Origin of the sequence: Streptomyces sp. PsTaAH-124 (assembly GCF_000373685.1) — a bacterium.
Lineage (GTDB): Bacteria > Actinomycetota > Actinomycetes > Streptomycetales > Streptomycetaceae > Streptomyces > Streptomyces andamanensis.
This window is the reverse complement of the sequence record NZ_KB892160.1, coordinates 240,057-260,409: the sequence shown is the minus strand read 5'-3', so window position 1 is coordinate 260,409 and position 20,353 is coordinate 240,057. Positions and strand designations below refer to the sequence as shown.

The following is a 20,353-nucleotide window of genomic DNA, read 5'->3' as shown; positions in this document are numbered from 1 at the left end:
CCTCAGTGTTCCCGGGGTTCCCGGGGAACGCGCACCACACCTTCCTGGATCACCGTGACGGCCAGCCGTCCGTCCTGGGTGTGGATACGGGCCTGCCCGAGCCCGCGCCCGCCGGACGCCGAGGGCGAGACCTGGTCGTACAGCAGCCACTCGTCGGCGCGGAAGGGCCGGTGGAACCACATCGCGTGGTCCAGGGAGGCCCCGACGACGTCCCCGACCGCCCAGCCGCCGCGTCCATGGGCGAGCAGCACCGAGTCGAGCAGCGTCATGTCCGAGACGTAGGTGGCGAGGACGACGTGCAGGAGCGGGGTGTCGACGTCGCCGTCGAGCTTGCCGTTGGCCCGGAACCACACCTGCGAGTGCGGCTCGCGGGGTGTGCCGTAGTCGCCGTACGGGGGTTCGCCGACGTAGCGCAGGTCGACGGCCTCGCGGGTCTCCAGGAGCCGTTCGACCACCTCGGGCGCCAGATGGCCGTAGCCGCGCAGCCGCTCGGCGGAGGCGGGCAGGGTCTCCGGGTCCGGCGCGGGCGGCATGGGCACCTGGTGGTCCAGGCCCTCCTCGTACGTCTGGAAGGACGCCGAGAGGTGGAAGACCGGCTGCCCGTGCTGGACCGCGACCACCCGGCGGGTGGTGAAGGAGCGGCCGTCGCGGATGCGGTCCACCGTGTAGACGATGGGCGCGCCGGGGTCGCCGGGGCGCAGGAAGTAGGCGTGCAGCGAGTGCGCGTGCCGGTCGGCGGGGACCGTGCGCCCGGCGGCGACCATCGCCTGCGCCGCGACCTGCCCGCCGAAGACGCGCGGGACGACGGCCGAGCGGGAGCGGCCCCGGAAGATGTCCTGCTCGATCCGCTCCAGGTCGAGCAGATCGAGCAGGGACCGCAGTGCCGTGCTCACGGGTCCTACAGGCCCATGTTCTTGGCGATGATCGACTTCATGATCTCGCTGGTGCCGCCGTAGATCCGGTTCACGCGGTTGTCGGCGTACAGACGGGCGATCGGGTACTCGTTCATGTAGCCGTAGCCGCCGTGCAGCTGGAGGCAGCGGTCGATGACGCGGTGGGCGACCTCGGTGCAGAACAGCTTGGCGGAGGCGGCCTCGGCCGGGGTCAGCTCACCGGCGTCCAGGGCCTCGGTCGCCCGGTCGGCGACGGCCTCGGCCGCGTCCACCTCGGCCTGGCAGGCGGCCAGCTCGAACTTGGTGTTCTGGAAGTGGGCGACCGGCTTGCCGAAGACGGTGCGGTCCTGGACGTAACTCTTGGCGAACCGGACGGCGGCCTTGGCCTGCGCGTAGGCGCCGAAGGCGATGCCCCAGCGCTCGGAGGCCAGGTTGTGCCCGAGGTAGGAGAAGCCCTTGTTCTCCTCGCCGAGCAGATCCTCGGCCGGGACCTTGACGTCGACGAAGGCTAGCTCGGCGGTGTCGGAGGTGCGCAGGCCCAGCTTGTCCAGCTTGCGGCCGACGGAGTAGCCCTCGGACCTGGTGTCCACCGCGAACAGCGAGATGCCGAAGCGGCGGTCGTCCTCCTTGGGCGCGGAGGTGCGGGCGCAGACGATGACCCTGCCGGCGTGCACTCCGCCGGTGATGAAGGTCTTGGCGCCGTTGAGCACGTAGTGCGTGCCGTCCTCGGACAGCTTGGCGGTGGTCTTCATGCCCGCGAGGTCGGAGCCGGTGCCCGGCTCGGTCATCGCGATGGCCCACATCTCCTCGCCGGTCACGAACTTCGGCAGGTACCGCTTCTTCTGCTCGTCGGTGGCCAGCATCTTGATGTACGGCAGGGCGAGCAGCACATGCACGCCGGAGCCGCCGAACTGCACGCCCGCGCGCGCGGTCTCCTCGTACAGGACGGCCTCGAACTTGTGGCTGTCCAGGCCCGCGCCGCCGAACTCCTCGGGCACGTTGATCCCGAAGACGCCCAGCTCGCCCAGCTTGTAGTAGAAGTCCCGGGGGGCCTGCCCGGCCGCGAACCACTCGTCGTACACCGGTACGACCTCGGCCTCGATGAAGGCGCGGAGGGTCTCCCGGAACGCCTCGTGATCCTCGTTGAACACCGTACGGCGCACGCCGCCCACCTCCGCGACCTCGACTGTCTAAGCGCTTGCTCACACAAACGTACCGACGAGTACGAGGCCAGTAAAGGGCCGGGCCGGTAACGCTCGTCACGCGGGAGCGGAGGAGGGGCTCGTCACGCGGGAGCGGAGGAGGGCGGGGCGCGGGCCGCCGCCCGGGGCGCCCCGCTCAGTCCGTCGCGGGCGACACCGCCGAGGCGAACGCCCCCCGCGCCATCCGGTGCAGCAGCTCCCCCATCGGCCCCCGTCCCGGCAGGGTCCCGCGCCGCCCCAGGTGCGGGGTCGAGTTCAGCAGGCCGAACACCGAGTGCACCGCCGAGCGCGCGGCGGGCTCCGCCAGGCCGGGGTGGACCCGGCGGACCACCTCCACCCACAGCTCGACGTACTGCCGCTGGAGCTGGCGCACCAGCTTGCGGTCGCTGTCCCGGAGGCGGTCCAGCTCGCGGTCGTGCAAGGTGATGAGGGAGCGGTCGTCGAGCGCGAAGTCGATGTGCCCCTCGATGAGCGAGTCGAGGACCGCCTCGGGCCCCGCCGTCCCGTCCGCCTCCGCCAGCCGCCGCTTCGCCCCGGTCAGCAGCCGCCCGCTGATGCCGACCAGCAGCTCCGCGAGCATCGCGTCCTTGCCGGGGAAGTGCCGGTACAGGCCCGGTCCGCTGATGCCCACCGCGGCGCCTATCTCGTCGACGCCGACGCCGTGGAAGCCGCGTTCGGCGAAGAGCCGCGCGGCTTCCCTGAGGATCTGCTCGCGGCGGGTGGGGGCGTCGGTTCGCGTGGCCATGAGAACAATTCTAGACAGCGGCGTTAGCGGTCGTTAACCTGAGGGAAATGGGTTAACGCTCATTAACAGTGGATCACTGGGTGAGGGGACCGCGAGGATGCAGGAGGCACCGGAGCTGACGAGCGCGGCAGACCCCGCGTCGGAGGCCTGGCGGGCCAACGAACAGGCGCACCGGGCGCTCGTGGAGGAACTGCGCGGCAAGCTGGCCGCCGCCCGGCTGGGCGGCGGGGAGCGGGCGCGCGAGCGCCACACCGCGCGCGGCAAGCTGCTGCCGCGCGAGCGCGTGGACGCCCTTCTCGACCCCGGTTCGCCGTTCCTTGAGCTGGCACCGCTGGCCGCCGACGGGATGTACGACGGGCAGGCCCCGGCCGCCGGCGTCATCGCGGGCATCGGCCGGGTCAGCGGACGCGAGTGCGTGATCGTCGCCAACGACGCCACCGTCAAGGGCGGGACGTACTACCCGATGACGGTCAAGAAGCACCTGAGGGCGCAGGAGGTGGCCCTGGAGAACCGGCTGCCGTGCCTGTACCTGGTGGACTCGGGCGGCGCCTTCCTGCCGATGCAGGACGAGGTCTTCCCCGACCGGGAGCACTTCGGGCGGATCTTCTACAACCAGGCGCGGCTGTCGGGCGCCGGGATCCCGCAGATCGCCGCGGTGCTCGGCTCGTGCACGGCCGGCGGGGCGTACGTCCCGGCGATGAGCGACGAGGCGGTCATCGTCCGCAACCAGGGCACGATCTTCCTGGGCGGCCCGCCGCTGGTGAAGGCGGCCACCGGCGAGGTCGTCACCGCCGAGGAGCTGGGCGGTGGCGAGGTGCACGCGCGCACCTCCGGCGTCACCGACCACCTCGCCGAGGACGACGCGCACGCGCTGCGCATCGTGCGCACCATCGTCTCCACCCTCCCCGCGCGCGGGCCGCTGCCCTGGGAGGTCACCGCCCCGGCGGAGCCCAAGGCCGACCCGTACGGGCTGTACGGCGCGGTGCCGGTGGACTCCCGCACCCCCTACGACGTGCGGGAGATCATCGCGCGCGTGGTGGACGGCTCCCGCTTCGCCGAGTTCAAGGCCGAGTTCGGGCAGTCCCTGGTCACCGGCTTCGCCCGGATCCACGGCCACCCGGTCGGCGTCATCGGCAACAACGGCATCCTGTTCTCCGAGTCCGCCCAGAAGGGCGCCCACTTCATCGAGCTGTGCGACCAGCGCGGCATCCCGCTGCTGTTCCTCCAGAACATCTCCGGCTTCATGGTGGGCCGCGACTACGAGGCGGGCGGCATCGCCAAGCACGGCGCCAAGATGGTCACGGCGGTGGCGTGCACCCGGGTGCCCAAGCTGACCGTGGTCGTCGGCGGCTCCTACGGCGCGGGCAACTACTCCATGTGCGGCCGGGCCTACTCGCCCCGCTTCCTGTGGATGTGGCCCAACGCCAAGATCTCCGTGATGGGCGGTGAGCAGGCCGCCTCCGTGCTGGCCACCGTCAAGCGCGACCAGCTCGCGGCGCGCGGCGAGGAGTGGTCCGTGGAGGACGAGGAGTCCTTCAAGGCCCCCGTGCGCGCCCAGTACGAGCGCCAGGGCAACGCCTACTACGCCACCGCACGCCTGTGGGACGACGGCGTGATCGACCCGCTGGAGACCCGGCAGGTGCTGGGCCTGGCCCTGACCGCGTGCGCCAACGCCCCGCTGGGTGACCCCCAGTTCGGCGTCTTCCGGATGTGAGGGGGACCTGCTGACCATGTTCGACACAGTTCTGGTGGCCAACCGCGGCGAGATCGCCGTCCGTGTCATCCGCACCCTGCGCGCCCTGGGCGTGCGCTCGGTGGCCGTCTTCTCCGACGCCGACGCGGACGCCCGCCATGTGCGCGAGGCCGACACCGCGGTGCGCATCGGCCCGGCGGCCGCGGCCGAGAGCTATCTGCGCACCGACCGGATCCTTCAGGCCGCCGCCCGCACCGGCGCCCAGGCCGTCCACCCCGGCTACGGCTTCCTCGCGGAGAACGCGGAGTTCGCCCGCGCCTGCGAGGCGGCCGGTCTGGTCTTCATCGGACCGCCGGCCGACGCGATCTCCCTGATGGGCGACAAGATCCGCGCCAAGGAGACGGTCGCGGCGGCCGGGGTGCCGGTGGTCCCCGGCTCCAGCGGCTCGGGCCTGAGCGACGGACAACTCGCCGACGCGGCCCGCGCCATCGGCATGCCGGTGCTGCTCAAGCCGTCCGCGGGCGGCGGCGGCAAGGGCATGCGGCTGGTGCGCGAGGAGGAACTGCTCGCCGAGGAGATCGCCGCCGCCCGCCGCGAGGCCCGCGCCTCGTTCGGCGACGACACCCTCCTGGTCGAGCGCTGGGTGGACACCCCCCGGCACATCGAGATCCAGGTGCTGGCCGACGGACACGGCCGGGTGATCCACCTCGGCGAGCGCGAGTGCTCGCTCCAGCGCCGCCACCAGAAGATCATCGAGGAGGCGCCCAGCGTGCTCCTCGACGAGGCCACGCGCGCGGCGATGGGCGAGGCGGCCGTGCAGGCGGCCCGCTCCTGCGGCTACCGGGGCGCGGGCACGGTGGAGTTCATCGTCCCCGGCGGCGACCCGTCCGCGTACTACTTCATGGAGATGAACACCCGCCTCCAGGTGGAGCACCCGGTCACCGAGCTGGTCACCGGGCTCGACCTGGTCGAGTGGCAGCTGCGCGTCGCCTCCGGCGAGCCCCTGCCGTACGCGCAGGAGGACATCACCCTCACCGGGCACGCCGTGGAGGCCCGGCTGTGCGCGGAGGACCCCGCGCGCGGCTTCCTGCCCTCGGGCGGCACCGTGCTGCGGCTGCGCGAGCCGCAGGGCGACGGGGTGCGCACCGACTCCGGGCTGAGCGAGGGCACCGAGATCGGCAGCCTGTACGACCCGATGCTGTCCAAGGTGATCGCCTACGGCCCCGACCGCGCCACCGCCCTGCGCAGGCTGCGCGCGGCCCTCGCGCGGACGGTCACGCTGGGCGTGCCGACCAACGCCGGGTTCCTGCGCCGGCTGCTGGCCCACCCGGCGGTCGTGGCGGGCGACCTGGACACCGGCCTGGTGGCGCGGGTGGTGGACGAACTGGTCCCCGCGGGCGTGCCGGAGGAGGTGTACGAGGCCGCCGCCGCGGTCCGCCTCGACGCGCTGCGCCCGAAGGCCGATCGCGCGGACGGCTGGACCGACCCGTTCGCCGAGCCGAGCGGCTGGCGGCTGGGCGGGGAGCCGAAGCCGGTGACCTTCTGGCTGCGGGCGGCCGACCCGGTCGCGTACACCCCGCGCGGCAGCCACACGGTCGACGGCGACACGGTCTCCGTCACCCTCGACGGCGTCCGCCACACCTTCGAGCGGGCCGGTGACTGGCTGGGCCGCGACGGCGACGCCTGGCACGTGCGCGACCACGACCCGGTGGCCGCCTCCCTCACCCGCGCGGACCGGGCGGGCGCCGACTCGCTGACCGCGCCCATGCCCGGCACGGTCACGGTGGTGAAGGTGGCCGTCGGCGACGAGGTGAGCGCCGGACAGAGCCTGGTGGTGGTCGAGGCGATGAAGATGGAGCACGTCATCTCCGCCCCGCACGCCGGGACCGTCACCGAGCTGGACGTCTCCCCCGGCGCGACCGTCGCCATGGACCAGGTGCTCGCGGTCGTCGCCCCGCACGAGGAGGACACCGCCGCCCCGGCCGCGCTGCCCGACGAGGAAGGGACGGTGCGGTCATGACCGCCCCCGAGGCCCTGCCCATGGTCGTCCCGGCCCCCGACCTGCCGCAGCGGGTCAGGATCTACGAGGTCGGACCGCGCGACGGCTTGCAGAACGAGAAGCTGACCGTGCCCACCGAGGTCAAGGCGGAGTTCATCCGCCGCCTGGCCGGTGCGGGCCTGACGACGATCGAGGCCACCAGCTTCGTCCATCCGAAGTGGGTGCCCCAGCTCGCCGACGCGGAGGCCCTGTTCCCGCTGGTGCGCGATCTGCCCGGCGCCTTCCCGGTGCTGGTGCCCAACGAGCGCGGTCTGGACCGCGCCCTGGCGCTGCACGCGGACCGGGTCGCCGTCTTCGCCAGCGCCACCGAGTCCTTCGCCCGCGCCAACCTCAACCGGAGCGTGGACGAGGCGCTGGCCATGTTCGCGCCGGTGGTGCGGCGCGCGAAGGACGCGGACGCGCGGGTGCGCGGCTATCTGTCCATGTGCTTCGGCGACCCCTGGGAGGGCGCCGTCCCGGTCCACCAGGTCGTCCGGGTCTGCCGGGCGCTGCTGGAGATGGGCTGCGACGAGCTGAGCCTCGGCGACACCATCGGCGTCGCCACCCCCGGCCAGGTCCTGGAGCTGCTGGCCGCGCTGAACGAGCAGGGGGTGCCGACCTCGGCGCTCGGTGTGCACTTCCACGACACCTACGGCCAGGCGCTCGCCAACACCCTGGCCGCGCTCCAGCACGGCGTCACCACCGTCGACGCCTCCGCGGGCGGCCTCGGCGGCTGCCCGTACGCCAAGTCCGCCACCGGCAACCTCGCCACCGAGGACCTGGTGTGGATGCTGCGGGGCCTCGGCATCGACACCGGGGTGGACCTCGGCCGTCTCGTCGCCACGAGCGAGTGGATGGCCGCGCACCTGGGCCGCCCGAGCCCCTCCCGTACTCTCCGCGCCCTCTCCCACAAGGAGCAGTGATCGACGATGAACCACCGCCTCACCCCCGAGCTGGAGGAACTGCGCCGCACCGTCGAGCAGTTCGCGCACGACGTGGTGGCGCCCAAGATCGGCGACTTCTACGAGCGGCACGAGTTCCCGTACGAGATCGTGCGCGAGATGGGCCGCATGGGCCTGTTCGGGCTGCCGTTCCCCGAGGAGTACGGCGGCATGGGCGGCGACTACCTGGCGCTCGGCATCGCCCTGGAGGAGCTGGCGCGGGTCGACTCGTCGGTGGCCATCACCCTGGAGGCGGGCGTCTCGCTGGGCGCCATGCCCGTGCACCTGTTCGGCACCGAGGAGCAGAAGCGGACCTGGCTGCCGCGGCTGTGCGCGGGCGAGATCCTGGGCGCGTTCGGGCTGACCGAGCCGGACGGCGGCTCGGACGCGGGCGCGACCCGTACGACGGCCCGGCTGGACCCGGACACCGACGAGTGGGTGATCAACGGCACCAAGTGCTTCATCACCAACTCCGGCACGGACATCACCGGCCTGGTCACGGTCACCGCCGTCACCGGCCGCAAGAGCGACGGCAGGCCCGTGATCTCCGCGATCATCGTGCCGTCCGGCACCCCCGGCTTCACCGTGGCGCCCGCCTACTCCAAGGTCGGCTGGAACGCCTCGGACACCCGCGAGCTGTCCTTCACCGACGTCCGGGTCCCGGCGGCCAACCTGCTGGGCGAACAGGGGCGCGGCTACGCGCAGTTCCTGCGGATCCTGGACGAGGGCCGCATCGCCATCGCAGCGCTGGCCACCGGCCTCGCCCAGGGCTGTGTGGACGAGTCGGTGAAGTACGCCAAGGAGCGGCACGCCTTCGGCCGCCCGATCGGCGCCAACCAGGCGGTGCAGTTCAAGATCGCCGACATGGAGATGAAGGCCCACACCTCGCGGCTGGCCTGGCGCGACGCGGCCTACCGGCTGCTGGCCGGCGAGCCCTTCAAGAAGGAGGCCGCCCTCGCCAAGCTGTACTCCTCGACGATCGCCGTCGACAACGCCCGCGACGCCACCCAGATCCACGGCGGCTACGGCTTCATGAACGAGTACCCGGTGGCCCGGATGTGGCGCGACTCCAAGATCCTGGAGATCGGCGAGGGCACCAGCGAGGTCCAGCGCATGCTGATCGCCCGGGAGCTGGGCCTCACGAGCTGAACCGGAGCGGGAGGCCGCCGGGGTCCCGGCTCCGCCCCCGGACAGGCAGTGAGGTTAGGCTAACCTCCCCTGAACCGGTCCGGCGGCCTCCCGCCCTGTTCGAAAGCAGCCATCTCCATGTCCCACGCCCGTGCCACCACCCTCACCCGCCGCGGCATCCTCGCCGCGGGCGGCGCCCTCGGACTCGGGGCCGCGCTCGCGGCCTGCGGCAGCGAGAAGGCGAAGGACGGGGGCTCGGGCGACGGCGCGGGCGCCGGGAAGTCCGGCCCCTGGACGTTCGAGGACGACCGCGGCCGGACGGCGAAGGCCGGCAAGGTGCCCTCCTCCGTCGTCGCGTTCGTCGGCGTCGCCGCCGCGCTCCACGACTACGGCGTCCCGGTCAAGGGCGTCTTCGGCCCGACCACCACCAAGGACGGCAAGCCGGACGTGCAGGCCGGCGACCTGGACGTCACCAAGGTGACGGTGCTGGGCAACGAGTGGGGCCAGTTCAACATCGAGAAGTACGCGGCCCTCTCCCCCGACCTCCTCGTCTCCACGATGTTCGACAGCGCCGGCACCCTCTGGTACGTCCCGGAGGAGCAGAAGAAGAAGATCTTCGCGCTGGGCGCCCAGACGGTCGGCATCTCCGTCTACGACCGCCAGCTCACCCAGCCGCTGGAGCGGATGCGGGCGCTCGCCGGGTCGCTCGGCGGCGATGCCACGAGCGAGCGGGTCAAGCAGGCCAAGAAGCGCTTCGAGGACGCCGCGGCCCGGCTGCGCGCCGCCGCGAAGGCCAAGCCCGGCCTCAAGGTGCTGGTCGGCTCCGCCAGCCAGGACCTGTTCTACGTCTCCGGCAGCAACCTCTCCGTCGATCTGGAGTACTTCAAGGCGCTCGGCGTGGACCTGGTCGAGCCCCCGGAGAGCGCCAAGAAGCAGGGCGGCGGCTGGTACGAGTCGCTGAGCTGGGAGAACATCGACAAGTACCCGGCCGACATCATCATGATGGACAACCGCTCCTCGGCCATCCAGCCCGCCGCGATCACCCAGGCCACCTGGAAGAAGCTCCCCGCCGTCAAGGCCGGCCAGGTCATCGCGCGCAACCCGGAGCCGATCCTGTCCTACGACAAGTGCGTGCCGCTCCTCGACGACCTGGCCAAGGCCCTGGAGACGGCGAAGAAGGTCGCCTGACCGCCGGGGGCCGCCGGGACTCGCACGCCGCCTTCCCAGGCATACCGAGTTAGGTTAGGCTTACCTCAGTTGACTGCGGGCGCCCCGGAGACGGTCCTCCGGGGCGCCCGCGGTCCGCCGCCGTCCGGGCCGGTCAGGTCACCCGTCGGTCCAGGGCACCTGCGGCGAGCGGTAGTACCCGATGCCCAGGGCGTCCCAGCGCGGCGCCTGCGCGGCGAGCCGGACCTTGTAGGTGTCCCAGTCGTGCGTGGCGGCGGGCGACCAGCCGAGCTCGGCGGCGCCCGGCAGCCTCGGGAAGGCCATGGTGTCCAGCTGCGCCGAGGTCGACAGGGTCTCCGACCACAGCGGCGCCTCGACGCCGCGCACCGCGGACGCGGGCGCCCCGGGCAGATAGGCGGCCGGATCCCAGTCGTAGGAGCGCCGCACCTCGACGTACCCGGCCCAGGCCAGGCCCAGCGGGAAGTCCTTGGTGTACTTCATGTCCAGGTACACCCGGTCGGCCGGGGAGAGGATCAGCCCGGTGCCGTGCCGCGCGGCCTCGGCGACCTGGGCCTTCTCGGCGGCGCTGGTGGAGTCCAGGCCCCAGTACTGGGCGAGCGCGCCCGGGGCCGGGGTGGCGCCGGTCAGCTGGTGCCAGCCGATGACCGTCTTGCCGTACTTGGCGACGATCGGCTGCACCCGGTTCATCAGCGTCGCGTAGTCCTCGTGGCTGGTGGAGTGCGCCTCGTCCCCGCCGATGTGCAGATAGCGGCCGGGGGTGAGCGCGGCCAGCTCGCGGATCACGTCGTCCACGAAGTCGTACGTCACCTCCTTGGGCGCGCACAGCGAGCTGAAGCCGACCTGGGTGCCCGTGTAGAGCGGGGGCGCCACGCCGTCGCAGTTCAGCTCCGCGTAGGAGGCGAGGGCCGCGTTGGTGTGGCTGGGCATGTCGATCTCCGGCACGACCTCCAGATAGCGGGAGGCGGCGTAGCGGACGATCTCCCGGTAGTCGGCCTTGGTGTAGTGGCCGCCCGGTCCGCCGCCCACCTGCGTGGAGCCGCCGTAGGTGGCCAGGCGCGGCCAGGAGTCGATGGCGATGCGCCAGCCCTGGTCGTCGCTCAGATGCAGATGCAGCTCGTTGATCTTGTACAGGGCGAGCTGGTCGATGTAGCGCTTGACCTGGTCGACGGTGAAGAAGTGCCGGGCGACGTCCAGCATGGCGCCCCGGTAGGCGTAGCGCGGGGTGTCGCGCACGGTGCCTCCGGCGACCAGCCAGGGGCCCCGCTGCACGGACTTCTTCTCGACGGCGGCGGGCAGCAGTTGCCGCAGGGTCTGCACGCCGTGGAAGAGCCCGGCCGGCTTCGCCGCGGTGATCGTCACCCCCCGGGCGTCGCTGTCCAGGCGGTAGCCCTCGGCGCCGAAGGGGCCCTGGGCCAGCCGGAGCCGGATGCCCGCCGTGCCGTGCGTGGTCAGCGGCAGCCGGTAGCCGGTGGCCGGGCGGAGCAGGTCCGCGAGATAGGTGCCGACCTGGCGCGCCTCGCGGGAGCCGTCGACACGGATACGGGTGCCGGACGTGATCCGGTACGGGGACCGGCCCGGCTCGACGGCCGCCGGGGCGGGGATCACCTGGCTCAGCGCGGTCGCGGCGGGCGCCGCTCCCCCGCCGGCGCGGCCGGCCGGCGCGGCGCCGACGGCGAAGGCGCCGGCCGCCGTCACCAGCAGCAGGGCGCCCAGGACGCGCCCGGCGCGCGGGACCCGGCCGGGGGTGGGGGTGGGGTGGGGCGTGGGGGTGGTTCGGGTGGAGAGGGACTTGCGGAGAGTCGTACCGCGGTGCCGTCTCACATGCGCTCCCTTCACACTCGGATCAGTACCGACCACTCTCCCGCACGGCGGTGAAAGAATCACCCCATGGCGGAAATCATCCAGAAGGACGGCGCCTGGGCGTTCGACGGCGACGCGCTGCGGCTGACCCCGGGGCGCGACCGGAACATCAGCGTGCTGCGCCGGACACTGGGTGAACTCTCCGTACCGCTCAGGGCGTTGGCCGGGATCTCGTTCGAGCAGGGCAAGCGGGCCGGACGGCTCAGACTGCGGCTGCGCGACGGCGCCGATCCACTGCTGCACGCCACCGGTGGCCGGCTGGCCGAGCCGCACGACCCGTACCAGCTGCTGGTGGAGCCCGACCGGTTCGGTGTCGCCGAGTACCTCGCCGACGAGGTCCGCAACGCGCTGCTGCTGGAGCAGGTGCCCACCGGTCCGGTGACGGAGTACCTGCTGCCCGGCCCGGCCGTGCCGCTGTCGGTGTCCGCCGGGGACGGCACGGCGAGCTTCGACGGGGAGCGGATCCGGCTGGAGTGGAACTGGAAGACGGAGGACGCCAAGGCCGCCGCCGGTCCGCGCGTCCTCGCCCCGGCCGACCTCACCGGGGTGGAGTGGCTGCCCGCCGCCGGGCTGGAGAACGGCCATCTGCGGCTGGCCGTGCGCGGCGCCCCCGACGCCGCCCCGCCCAAGTACGACCCGAACGCCGTCGAGCTGTGGGGCTTCAAGAGGGATCCGCTGATGGCGCTGGTCGCGGCGGCGGTGCAGGCCCGGCTGCCGCATCCGGCCGGGGCCGCCGCCGCGGCGCCGGGTCCGGGTCCGGCCGCCGCCGACGGCCCGGCCGGGCGCCGTACGGAGCGGGCGGCCCCGCACGGCGCGCCGCCCGCCGAGGACGAGCACGACGCGCTGCTGCGCCGCCTGCGGGAGCTGGGCGAGCTGCACCGCTCCGGGGTGCTGACCGAGGAGGAGTTCGCGCTCGCCAAGCAGGCGGTCCTCAAGCGCATGTGAGCGCATGCGCCCGGGGACCGTCCGCGGGTGCCGGAGCCCTACTTGGCGCGGCGCGACACCGTGAAGTGGTCGACCTGCGCGCCGGTCTCGGCGATGCCGCGCACCGTCAGCGTGGCCTGGCGGCCCCGGGAGGCCGGGGTGACGTCCACGCGCAGGAAGGAGTAGTCGAGGTAGCGCACGCGCGACCAGTCGACGGTCTCCTTCTGGCGGGCGCCGTCCTTGAGGCAGACGAAGGAGGACACCGCGTCGATGTCCTTCTCGTGGCCCTCGTAGGTCTGGTCGGCGCTGAAGGCGTACAGGCTCTTGCCGGCCGCGCCCGCGGTGACGTAAACGACGCCGTCGGTCTCCGGGTAGGCGGTGCCGCCGATCGGGAGCTTCTTGGTGACCTGGCCGCGCTTGATGACGTCGGTGCGCTCGTAGACGTGGTTGTGGCCGTTGATGACCAGGTCCACGGTGTACTTCTCGAACAGCGGCACCCACTCCTGGCGCACGCCCCCCTCCGAGGCGTGCGCGGTGGAGGTGCAGTAGGCGCAGTGGTGGAAGAAGACGACGATGAAGTCGACGTCCCGGCTGGCCCGGTACTTCTTCAGCTGGGTCTCCAGCCACCGGGTCTGGGTGCCGCCGGAGATGCCGAGGTTGGCCGGGATCTCGAAGGAGATGTCGTTGGCGTCCAGCGAGATGACGGCGGTGTTGCCGTAGACGAAGGAGTAGACGCCGGGCAGGTTCTCGTGGTCGGGGCCGTTGTCCGGGAGGGTCCAGCGGGCTTCCTCGCCGCCGTAGCCGTTGGGCGAGTACCAGGCCTCCATGTCGTGGTTGCCGTAGGAGACCATCCACGGGACCTGCTTGGCGACGGACTCGGTCTGGTACAGGAACTGGTCCCAGACGCGGGAGTCGAAGCCGCTGTCGCTGGTCTTGCCCTGGCCGGCCGGGTCGCCGTAGGCGATGTCACCGGCGTGCAGGTGGAAGGCCGGGTCCTGGCCGAGGATCAGCGCGTCGTTGGCCAGGCCGTGGTAGCTGACGCCCTGGTCGCCGAAGGCGGTGAAGGTGAACGGCTCCTTGTGCGAGGGCGCGGTGGTGAAGGTGCCCAGGGTGCCGGCCAGGTGGCGCTCGGCCGGGTCGAAGCCCTGGTGGCCGACACCGTAGTAGTACGTCCGGCCGGGGCGCAGATGGGTGAGCTTGGCGTGCAGGTAGTACTGGGTGCGGTCGCCGCTGGCGCCGACTCCGGCCGGGGTGTAGAGGGTGCGGACCTCGGCGGGTATCTTCCGCGACAGGTCCCAGGGGTGCGCGCCGACCCGGATGAACGGCTTCCTGACGGCGACCGGGACCTGCCAGGAGACGGTGATCTCGGTGCGCGGGTCGTTGCCGAAGGCGAGGTGGCGGCCGAAGGGCGCGACCAGCGCGCCGTCGACGGCGTCGGCCGAGGAGGCGGGGGCCGGGGACGCGGTGCGCTGGGCCGGCACCGCGGCCTGCGCGGCGGTGCCCGTCACGAACGCGCCACCCGCGACCGTGCCGAGGGTGACCGCGCCGCCCCGGATCATCGTGCGCCGCGAGAACTTGGAACGCAGGTACTCGTGCTGCTCGGCCATGCTCATGCGCTCGGCGAGCTTCTCGGGTACGCCCATGCGAGGAATGTCCATGGCGTCTGAAAATGGTCTACCGGTGCGACGGCGCGCGGGACGGGAGATGGACGGCACGCGAACAGCGGCTCACCAGCGCTTGAACTGTCGCTTGCCCGATATCGGGCAGGATTCTTGCGAAAGTGATCCCGGTACCCCAGGATCTACCGGGTGCACGACGAACTCGTAGATCATCTGACGCGGTCCACGCCCCTGAGCCGGGGCGAGGCGCTGCGGGTGGTCCAGGACGTGCTCGCCTACTTCGACGAGACGACCGAGGAGTTCGTCCGGCGCCGGCACCGCGAACTCCAGGCACAGGGCCTGGTGAACGCGGAGATCTTCGGACGGATCGCGGCAGACCTGAAGTACCGCGCGGTGGCACCGCCGGACCTCTCGCTGCGGCAGCTGCGGCGCATCGTCTACGGCTGACCGCGCGGCACACGGGCCGGGACCCGGCCGTGCCCCGCACGGCACCGGCACGGCATCGGCACGGGCGCGCAATCGACGCGGCATCAACTCGGGGAAGAGAGACTTGTATGTGCGGAATCGTCGGATACATCGGGAAGCGTGACGTCGCCCCGCTGCTCCTGGAGGGCCTGCAACGCCTGGAGTACCGCGGCTACGACTCGGCGGGCGTCGTCATCACCTCGCCGAAGACCCCGGGCCTGCGGATGGTCAAGGCCAAGGGCCGGGTCCGCGACCTGGAGGCGAAGGTCCCCGCGCGCTTCAAGGGCACCACCGGCATCGCCCACACCCGCTGGGCCACCCACGGCGCCCCCTCCGACGTGAACGCCCACCCGCACATGTCGGCCGACCAGAGGGTCGCCGTCGTGCACAACGGCATCATCGACAACGCCGCCGACCTGCGCCGCAAACTGGAGGCGGACGGCGTGGAGTTCCTCTCCGAGACCGACACCGAGGTGCTCGTCCACCTCATCGCGCGCTCGGAGGCCCAGAAGCTGGAGGACCGGGTCCGCGAGACCCTGCGCCTGATCGAGGGCACCTACGGCATCGCCGTCATGCACGCCGACTTCCCCGACCGGATCGTGGTGGCCCGCAACGGCTCCCCCGTGGTCCTCGGCATCGGCGAGAAGGAGATGTTCGTCGCCTCCGACGTGGCCGCGCTGGTCGCCCACACCCGGCAGATAGTCACCCTCGACGACGGCGAGATGGCCACCCTCAAGGCCGACGACTTCCGTACGTACACCACCGAGGGCACCCGGACGACCGCCGAGCCGACCACCGTGGAGTGGGAGGCCGAGTCGTACGACATGGGCGGCCACGACACGTACATGCACAAGGAGATCCACGAGCAGGCCGAGGCCGTGGACCGGGTGCTGCGCGGGCGGATCGACGACCGGTTCGCCACCGTGCACCTGGGCGGCATCAACCTGGACGCCCGCGAGGCGCGCGCGGTGCGCCGGGTGAAGATCCTCGGCTGCGGCACCTCGTACCACGCGGGCATGATCGGCGCCCAGATGATCGAGGAGCTGGCCCGGATCCCCGCCGACGCGGAGCCGGCCTCCGAATTCCGCTACCGCAACGCGGTCGTGGACCCCGACACCCTCTACATCGCCGTCTCCCAGTCCGGTGAGACCTACGACGTACTGGCCGCCGTGCAGGAGCTGAAGCGCAAGGGCGCCCGGGTCCTCGGTGTGGTCAACGTGGTCGGCTCGGCCATCGCCCGCGAGGCGGACGGCGGCGTCTACGTGCACGCCGGGCCCGAGGTGTGCGTCGTCTCCACCAAGTGCTTCACCAACACCTGCGTCGCCTTCGCGCTGCTCGCCCTGCACCTGGGCCGCATCCGCGACCTGTCGGTGCGCGACGGCAAGCGGATCATCGAGGGCCTGCGCAAGCTGCCCGAGCAGATCTCCGCGATCATGGAGCAGGAGGCGGAGATCGAGGAGCTGGCCAAGTCCTACGCCGACGCCCGCTCGATGCTCTTCATCGGCCGCGTCCGGGGCTACCCGGTGGCCCGCGAGGCCTCCCTGAAGCTCAAGGAGGTCTCCTACATCCACGCCGAGGCGTACCCGGCCTCCGAGCTGAAGCACGGCCCGCTCGCCCTGATCGAGCCCGCCCTGCCGACCGTGGCGATCGTCCCGGACGACGACCTGCTGGAGAAGAACCGCGCGGCCATGGAGGAGATCAAGGCCCGCAGCGGCCCGATCCTCGCCGTCGCCCACCAGCCCCAGGAGAAGGCCGACCGCACGATCGTCGTCCCCAAGAACGAGGACGAACTGGACCCCATCCTCATGGGCATCCCCCTCCAGCTCCTCTCCTACCACACGGCCCTGGCCCTGGGCCGGGACATCGACAAGCCCCGCAACCTGGCGAAGTCGGTGACGGTGGAGTAACCCCCGCCGGAGCCCGACATCACCACAACGGCCCTCCACGCGCTCGCTGTCGGCGCGTGGAGGGCCGTTCCCGTGCCGGGGAGCCGCCCGCTCCCCTCGCGGCGGTCCGGCGGGCGCGGCTATCCGGCGGCCGTCACGCCCCGGCCGGTCGCGCGGCGCGGGAGCGACGTGGGCCAGTGCGCGAGTGCCGCGGTCGCGGCGTACCAGGCCGCCGCCCCGGCCGCGACGGCGAACCAGCCGCCCGCCTTCGCCAGGCCGTCGCTGCCGGTGAAGGCCGCCACCGCGAGCAGGACCAGGGAGACGAGGAACAGCCCGTAGGTGCCCTGGGTGAGCGGGTCGCCGCCGGCCAGGGTGAGGGTGAGGACCACGGCGGCGAACAGGGCGAAGAAGAGCCCGGCGCCGTTGGCGGAGGCCCGGTCGCCCGCCGCGAGCGCCCAGGTGAACCAGAGGGCGCCGAGGACGGTGAAAGCCGTGCCGGAGGCGTGGTCGCCCTCCCGGAAGGCGAGCAGTCCGACGACGAACAGGGCGACGCCGCCGACATAGTGAGCGATCGTCACGGCGTCGGCGGCCGTGACGGAGTGGACGACCCTGGTGTGCCCGAGGCCGAAGGCCATCAGGGTGACGAACAGGGCGAGCCGTCCGGCGATCGTGGTGGTGGTGGTGCTTCCCGCAGAGACGTCGTTGGCCACGGCGGGCTCCCTTCTTGCCTGTGCGGTGCGGTGTCGGGTGACCGGTATATGCCCTTCACAAGGGCACAATCACCTTCTACGCACAGGTAACTTGAGCGTTGAACAAAGGGAGCCGGAATGGCCGGTAGTCGCGGTGTGCGGGCCGCACCCCTCAGGGGATGACGACGACCGGACGCTGCGCGCGCTTGGCGAGACGGCCGGCGACCGAGCCGAAGATACGGCCCACGATGCCGTGGGTGGAGCCGACCACGATCGCGTCCGCCGCGTACTCCTTGCCGACCTCTTCGAGTTCGTGGCAGATGTCCCCGCCGCGCTCGACCAGGATCCAGGGGACCTCGGCGAGATACTCCGCGCAGGCCAGTTCGAGGCCGAGCACCTCGGTGCGGTGGTCGGGGACGTCCACGAAGACCGGGGGCTCGCAGCCCGCCCAGACCGTGGTGGGCAGTCGGTTGGCCACATGCACGATGATCAGACCGGATCGGGTGCGGTGCGCCATCCCGATCGCGTAGGCGAGGGCTCGCTCGCTGGAGTCGGATCCGTCGAAGCCGACGACGACGCCGTGCTTGAACGCCGGATCGCAGGGATGGCGTGGCTCTTGTGCCGCCAGGGGTTCGGCCGCCGTGGGGTCGGCGACCGGCCGCTTGCGGTCCGCGGGTTCGAAGAATTCGTGACCGGCCATGGCTGTCTCGGCGAGGTGATCCTTTGTCGGGGACGACAATCTGCGGCGGAGCTGTGTCCGGGAATCGTCTTCCCGTCCCCATACCCGCAAGGGTACGGCCGCACTCCTCCTTGGCCCAGATCCCGCGCACTCTCCGTGGCGGTTCACCGGAGCATGCACGACAGGCGCCCGTAACGCAATGGTTGCTGCCCCGTACAGGCGGTTTGCACAGCATTCACTTGCCCCGGCCGTCCGGAACCCGTAAGACCGGTGTCTCGACACCACCCGGGGGGCCGCCGTACCGGTGGCCTCCGGTTCCGTACAGTGACCGACGGATCGAACACGCGTTGAACCCCGTGAGCCGCACCGCCGCAGGGAGCACCGTAGGGAGCACGCCGTGTCCGGACCCCGCACCGCATCCGGAAAACGCCCCTCGCCGCCGGAGCGGCCCGCCGGTGACAGCGCGGGCGACGTGGTCCGCTGGGCCGCCTTCAGCTGTGTCCTGGTTCCGGTGGTGCTGCTCTGGTGCGGCGCCTCGTCGGCCGGCGCCGTCGGCACCGCCCTGGGCCTGGCGGCCGTCACCGCGGTCTGCCGGGCGCTGCTGCGCCAGTCCGAGCGCGGCGCGGCCCGGCTGCGCGCCGAGGAGCGGGCCCCGCACCGCGGCCGCCACCAGCGGACCGGGACGGGAGCCCACCGGGGCGGCCGGCATCCGGGGGGACCGGGAGGGCCGGGGGGACCAGGAGGGCCGGGAAGTCCGGGCGGGCCGGGAGGGCCCGGAAGACCGGGAGGACCGTGGGGAACGACACCGGTCGACTGACCGGTTTCCATGCACGCGGCCGTATCTTTTCAGCCAACTTCTTGAACTGGCGCATCCCCCGCCCCCACACCCCCCCAACCCCCGTTTGACCTGCAAGAAAAGGGTCTCAGGGCCCCTGCGCACCCTACGGGGATTGGCCACCGCCACAAGGCGCACTTCCCTGCGCGCTGTGGGAGTGCAACGCTTCGTGATCGAATGCTTCACGCCAAGTTGCCATGTCGACAATGTGCCGGGTGTCGAACTGGTCACCGCGGCACGGCCGGACACAGTAGATTCGATCTTGATGTCTTACGGCGGGGGACTCGTGCAGGACCGAGGGGAAACGTGCAGGAGCGACACAACCGAGGAGCCGCGACCACCGAGGGGGGCTTAGCAGTATGAGCCACGACTCCACCGCCGCGCCGGAAAACGCGGTCCGGAAACTGTCCGGGCGCCGCCGCAAGGAGATCGTCGCGGTGCTGCTGTTCAGCGGCGGCCCCATCTTCGAGAGTTCCATACCGCTTTCGGTGTTCGGGATCGACCGCCAGGACGCCGGAGTGCCGCGCTACCGCCTGCTGGTGGCAGCCGGCGAGGACGGCCCGCTGCGGACCACAGGGGGCCTGGAACTCACCGCGCCACATGGCCTGGAAGCGATCTCACGCGCGGGCACGGTCGTCGTGCCCGCCTGGCGTTCGATCACCGCGCCACCGCCCGAGGAGGCGCTCGACGCGCTGCGCCGGGCACACGAAGAGGGCGCCCGCATCGTGGGCCTGTGCACCGGGGCCTTCGTGCTGGCCGCCGCCGGCCTGCTGGACGGCCGCCCGGCGACCACCCACTGGATGTACGCGCCGACGCTGGCCAAGCGCTATCCGTCGGTGCACGTCGATCCGCGGGAGCTGTTCGTCGACGACGGCGATGTGCTGACGTCGGCGGGCACGGCCGCCGGGATCGACCTGTGCCTGCACATCGTGCGCACGGACCACGGCAACGAGGCGGCCGGCGCGCTGGCCCGCCGCCTGGTGGTCCCGCCGCGCCGCAGCGGAGGCCAGGAACGCTACCTGGACAGGTCTTTACCAGAGGAGATCGGCGCCGACCCGCTCGCCGAGGTCGTCGCCTGGGCGCTGGAGCACCTCCACGAGCAGTTCGACGTGGAGACGCTCGCGGCACGGGCGTACATGAGCCGCCGTACGTTCGACCGCCGGTTCCGCTCGCTGACCGGGAGCGCGCCGCTTCAGTGGCTGATCACCCAGCGGGTGCTCCAGGCGCAGCGACTGCTGGAGACGTCCGACTACTCGGTGGACGAGGTCGCGGGCCGCTGCGGCTTCCGCTCGCCGGTGGCGCTGCGCGGCCACTTCCGGCGGCAGCTGGGCTCGTCCCCGGGCGGCGTACCGGGCACGCAGGCCGCAGGGCGAGCGACCGGTCGACGCCGCCGAGGCGCCGCTGGGCGCTGTGGGCCCGGGTGCCGGGACGGCCCAGATCCTGGGCGTCCCGCAGCCCTCCGGCCCGGTGTCCGCGCTGCACCCGGAGGGGCCGCTCCAGCACACGGTCCGCCGGGCACCGGCGGCACTGTCGGGCAGCCTGCCGGGCCAGCGCAGCGGCGGCTGAGG

The 20,353-nt window shown here is 72.2% G+C and carries 15 protein-coding genes and 2 pseudogenes; 10 read left to right on the top strand and 7 right to left on the bottom strand.

What is annotated here, in order from left to right; genetic code table 11:
* Window positions 1–2 precede the first annotated feature (2 nt).
* The 3 genes from B086_RS0107000 to B086_RS0106990 all read right to left on the bottom strand — a co-directional run bounded on the left by B086_RS0107000 (window position 3) and on the right by B086_RS0106990 (window position 2,840).
* Window positions 3–893, bottom strand: a complete 891-nt coding sequence (locus tag B086_RS0107000; protein ID WP_018565690.1) for an acyl-CoA thioesterase — start codon at window positions 891–893, stop codon at window positions 3–5.
* A gap of 5 nt (window positions 894–898) precedes the next feature.
* Window positions 899–2,056 carry an acyl-CoA dehydrogenase family protein gene (locus B086_RS0106995; protein ID WP_026252181.1) on the bottom strand — a complete coding sequence of 386 codons (1,158 nt, stop codon included), beginning with the start codon at window positions 2,054–2,056 and terminating at the stop codon, window positions 899–901.
* Between the two features lie 175 nt (window positions 2,057–2,231).
* A complete protein-coding gene (locus B086_RS0106990; RefSeq protein ID WP_018565688.1) occupies window positions 2,232–2,840 on the bottom strand; it encodes a TetR/AcrR family transcriptional regulator in 609 nt (202 codons plus the stop codon).
* A gap of 97 nt (window positions 2,841–2,937) precedes the next feature.
* Here B086_RS0106990 and B086_RS0106985 point away from each other — a divergent pair, with 97 nt between their 5' ends.
* The 5 genes from B086_RS0106985 (at window position 2,938) to B086_RS0106965 (ending at window position 9,828) form a co-directional block, all read left to right on the top strand.
* Window positions 2,938–4,554: a carboxyl transferase domain-containing protein gene (locus B086_RS0106985; protein WP_018565687.1), complete on the top strand. Its 1,617-nt coding sequence runs from the start codon at window positions 2,938–2,940 to the stop codon at window positions 4,552–4,554.
* 16 nt (window positions 4,555–4,570) lie between these two features.
* The gene (locus B086_RS0106980; protein WP_018565686.1) at window positions 4,571–6,553 is read left to right on the top strand and encodes a biotin carboxylase N-terminal domain-containing protein; all 1,983 of its coding nucleotides are present in this window, start codon (window positions 4,571–4,573) and stop codon (window positions 6,551–6,553) included.
* On the top strand, window positions 6,550–7,494 hold the full coding sequence (locus tag B086_RS0106975; RefSeq protein WP_018565685.1) for a hydroxymethylglutaryl-CoA lyase: 945 nt from the start codon (window positions 6,550–6,552) through the stop codon (window positions 7,492–7,494). Before B086_RS0106980 ends, B086_RS0106975 begins: the two co-directional genes overlap by 4 nt.
* A 6-nt stretch (window positions 7,495–7,500) precedes the next feature.
* Entirely contained in the window at window positions 7,501–8,661 is a 1,161-nt protein-coding gene (locus B086_RS0106970) for an acyl-CoA dehydrogenase family protein (RefSeq protein WP_018565684.1), read from the top strand.
* A 117-nt stretch (window positions 8,662–8,778) separates the two neighbouring features.
* The gene (locus tag B086_RS0106965; protein ID WP_018565683.1) at window positions 8,779–9,828 is read left to right on the top strand and encodes an ABC transporter substrate-binding protein; all 1,050 of its coding nucleotides are present in this window, start codon (window positions 8,779–8,781) and stop codon (window positions 9,826–9,828) included.
* A 138-nt stretch (window positions 9,829–9,966) separates the two neighbouring features.
* Here B086_RS0106965 and B086_RS0106960 read toward each other — a convergent pair whose 3' ends face one another.
* Window positions 9,967–11,649: a family 20 glycosylhydrolase gene (locus tag B086_RS0106960; protein ID WP_018565682.1), complete on the bottom strand. Its 1,683-nt coding sequence runs from the start codon at window positions 11,647–11,649 to the stop codon at window positions 9,967–9,969.
* A 66-nt stretch (window positions 11,650–11,715) separates the two neighbouring features.
* Between B086_RS0106960 and B086_RS0106955 the strand changes: the two genes are divergently transcribed.
* Window positions 11,716–12,633: a DUF4429 domain-containing protein gene (locus B086_RS0106955; RefSeq protein WP_018565681.1), complete on the top strand. Its 918-nt coding sequence runs from the start codon at window positions 11,716–11,718 to the stop codon at window positions 12,631–12,633.
* A 38-nt stretch (window positions 12,634–12,671) separates the two neighbouring features.
* Here the strand turns inward: B086_RS0106955 and B086_RS0106950 are convergent, their stop codons facing one another.
* Window positions 12,672–14,255, bottom strand: a complete 1,584-nt coding sequence (locus tag B086_RS0106950; protein ID WP_018565680.1) for a purple acid phosphatase family protein — start codon at window positions 14,253–14,255, stop codon at window positions 12,672–12,674.
* 165 nt (window positions 14,256–14,420) lie between these two features.
* On the opposite strand from B086_RS0106950, the gene B086_RS0106945 reads away from it, so the two are divergent.
* Both B086_RS0106945 and glmS read left to right on the top strand, forming a co-directional pair.
* Window positions 14,421–14,678: a hypothetical protein gene (locus B086_RS0106945; protein WP_018565679.1), complete on the top strand. Its 258-nt coding sequence runs from the start codon at window positions 14,421–14,423 to the stop codon at window positions 14,676–14,678.
* 107 nt (window positions 14,679–14,785) lie between these two features.
* Complete coding sequence (glmS, locus tag B086_RS0106940) at window positions 14,786–16,603, top strand: glutamine--fructose-6-phosphate transaminase (isomerizing) (RefSeq protein ID WP_018565678.1); 1,818 nt, start codon at window positions 14,786–14,788, stop codon at window positions 16,601–16,603.
* A 119-nt stretch (window positions 16,604–16,722) separates the two neighbouring features.
* On the opposite strand, the gene B086_RS0106935 is transcribed toward glmS, so the two are convergent.
* Window positions 16,723–17,292 carry a GPR1/FUN34/YaaH family transporter gene (locus B086_RS0106935; RefSeq protein WP_018565677.1) on the bottom strand — a complete coding sequence of 190 codons (570 nt, stop codon included), beginning with the start codon at window positions 17,290–17,292 and terminating at the stop codon, window positions 16,723–16,725.
* Window positions 17,293–17,443: 151 nt separating this feature from the next.
* Window positions 17,444–17,971, bottom strand: coding sequence for a universal stress protein (locus tag B086_RS0106930; protein WP_018565676.1), 528 nt, complete (start codon window positions 17,969–17,971; stop codon window positions 17,444–17,446).
* Window positions 17,972–18,347: 376 nt separating this feature from the next.
* On the opposite strand from B086_RS0106930, the pseudogene B086_RS0106925 reads away from it, so the two are divergent.
* A pseudogene (locus tag B086_RS0106925) lies at window positions 18,348–18,668 on the top strand (hypothetical protein); the annotation flags it as partial.
* Window positions 18,669–19,144: 476 nt separating this feature from the next.
* A pseudogene (locus B086_RS39335) lies at window positions 19,145–20,351 on the top strand (helix-turn-helix domain-containing protein).
* The last annotated feature ends 2 nt before the right edge of the window (window positions 20,352–20,353 follow it).

Excerpts from the sequence above, each read along its gene's own strand:
- glmS (WP_018565678.1), top strand. The coding sequence starts at position 14,786 with ATGTGCGGAATCGTCGGATACATCGGGAAGCGTGACGTCGCCCCGCTG.
- B086_RS0106990 (WP_018565688.1), bottom strand. The coding sequence starts at position 2,840 with ATGGCCACGCGAACCGACGCCCCCACCCGCCGCGAGCAGATCCTCAGG.
- B086_RS0106950 (WP_018565680.1), bottom strand. The coding sequence starts at position 14,255 with ATGGGCGTACCCGAGAAGCTCGCCGAGCGCATGAGCATGGCCGAGCAG.
- B086_RS0106980 (WP_018565686.1), top strand. The coding sequence starts at position 4,571 with ATGTTCGACACAGTTCTGGTGGCCAACCGCGGCGAGATCGCCGTCCGT.
- B086_RS0106975 (WP_018565685.1), top strand. The coding sequence starts at position 6,550 with ATGACCGCCCCCGAGGCCCTGCCCATGGTCGTCCCGGCCCCCGACCTG.
- B086_RS0106955 (WP_018565681.1), top strand. The coding sequence starts at position 11,716 with ATGGCGGAAATCATCCAGAAGGACGGCGCCTGGGCGTTCGACGGCGAC.
- B086_RS0106965 (WP_018565683.1), top strand. The coding sequence starts at position 8,779 with ATGTCCCACGCCCGTGCCACCACCCTCACCCGCCGCGGCATCCTCGCC.
- B086_RS0106930 (WP_018565676.1), bottom strand. The coding sequence starts at position 17,971 with ATGGCCGGTCACGAATTCTTCGAACCCGCGGACCGCAAGCGGCCGGTC.
- B086_RS0106970 (WP_018565684.1), top strand. The coding sequence starts at position 7,501 with ATGAACCACCGCCTCACCCCCGAGCTGGAGGAACTGCGCCGCACCGTC.
- B086_RS0106985 (WP_018565687.1), top strand. The coding sequence starts at position 2,938 with ATGCAGGAGGCACCGGAGCTGACGAGCGCGGCAGACCCCGCGTCGGAG.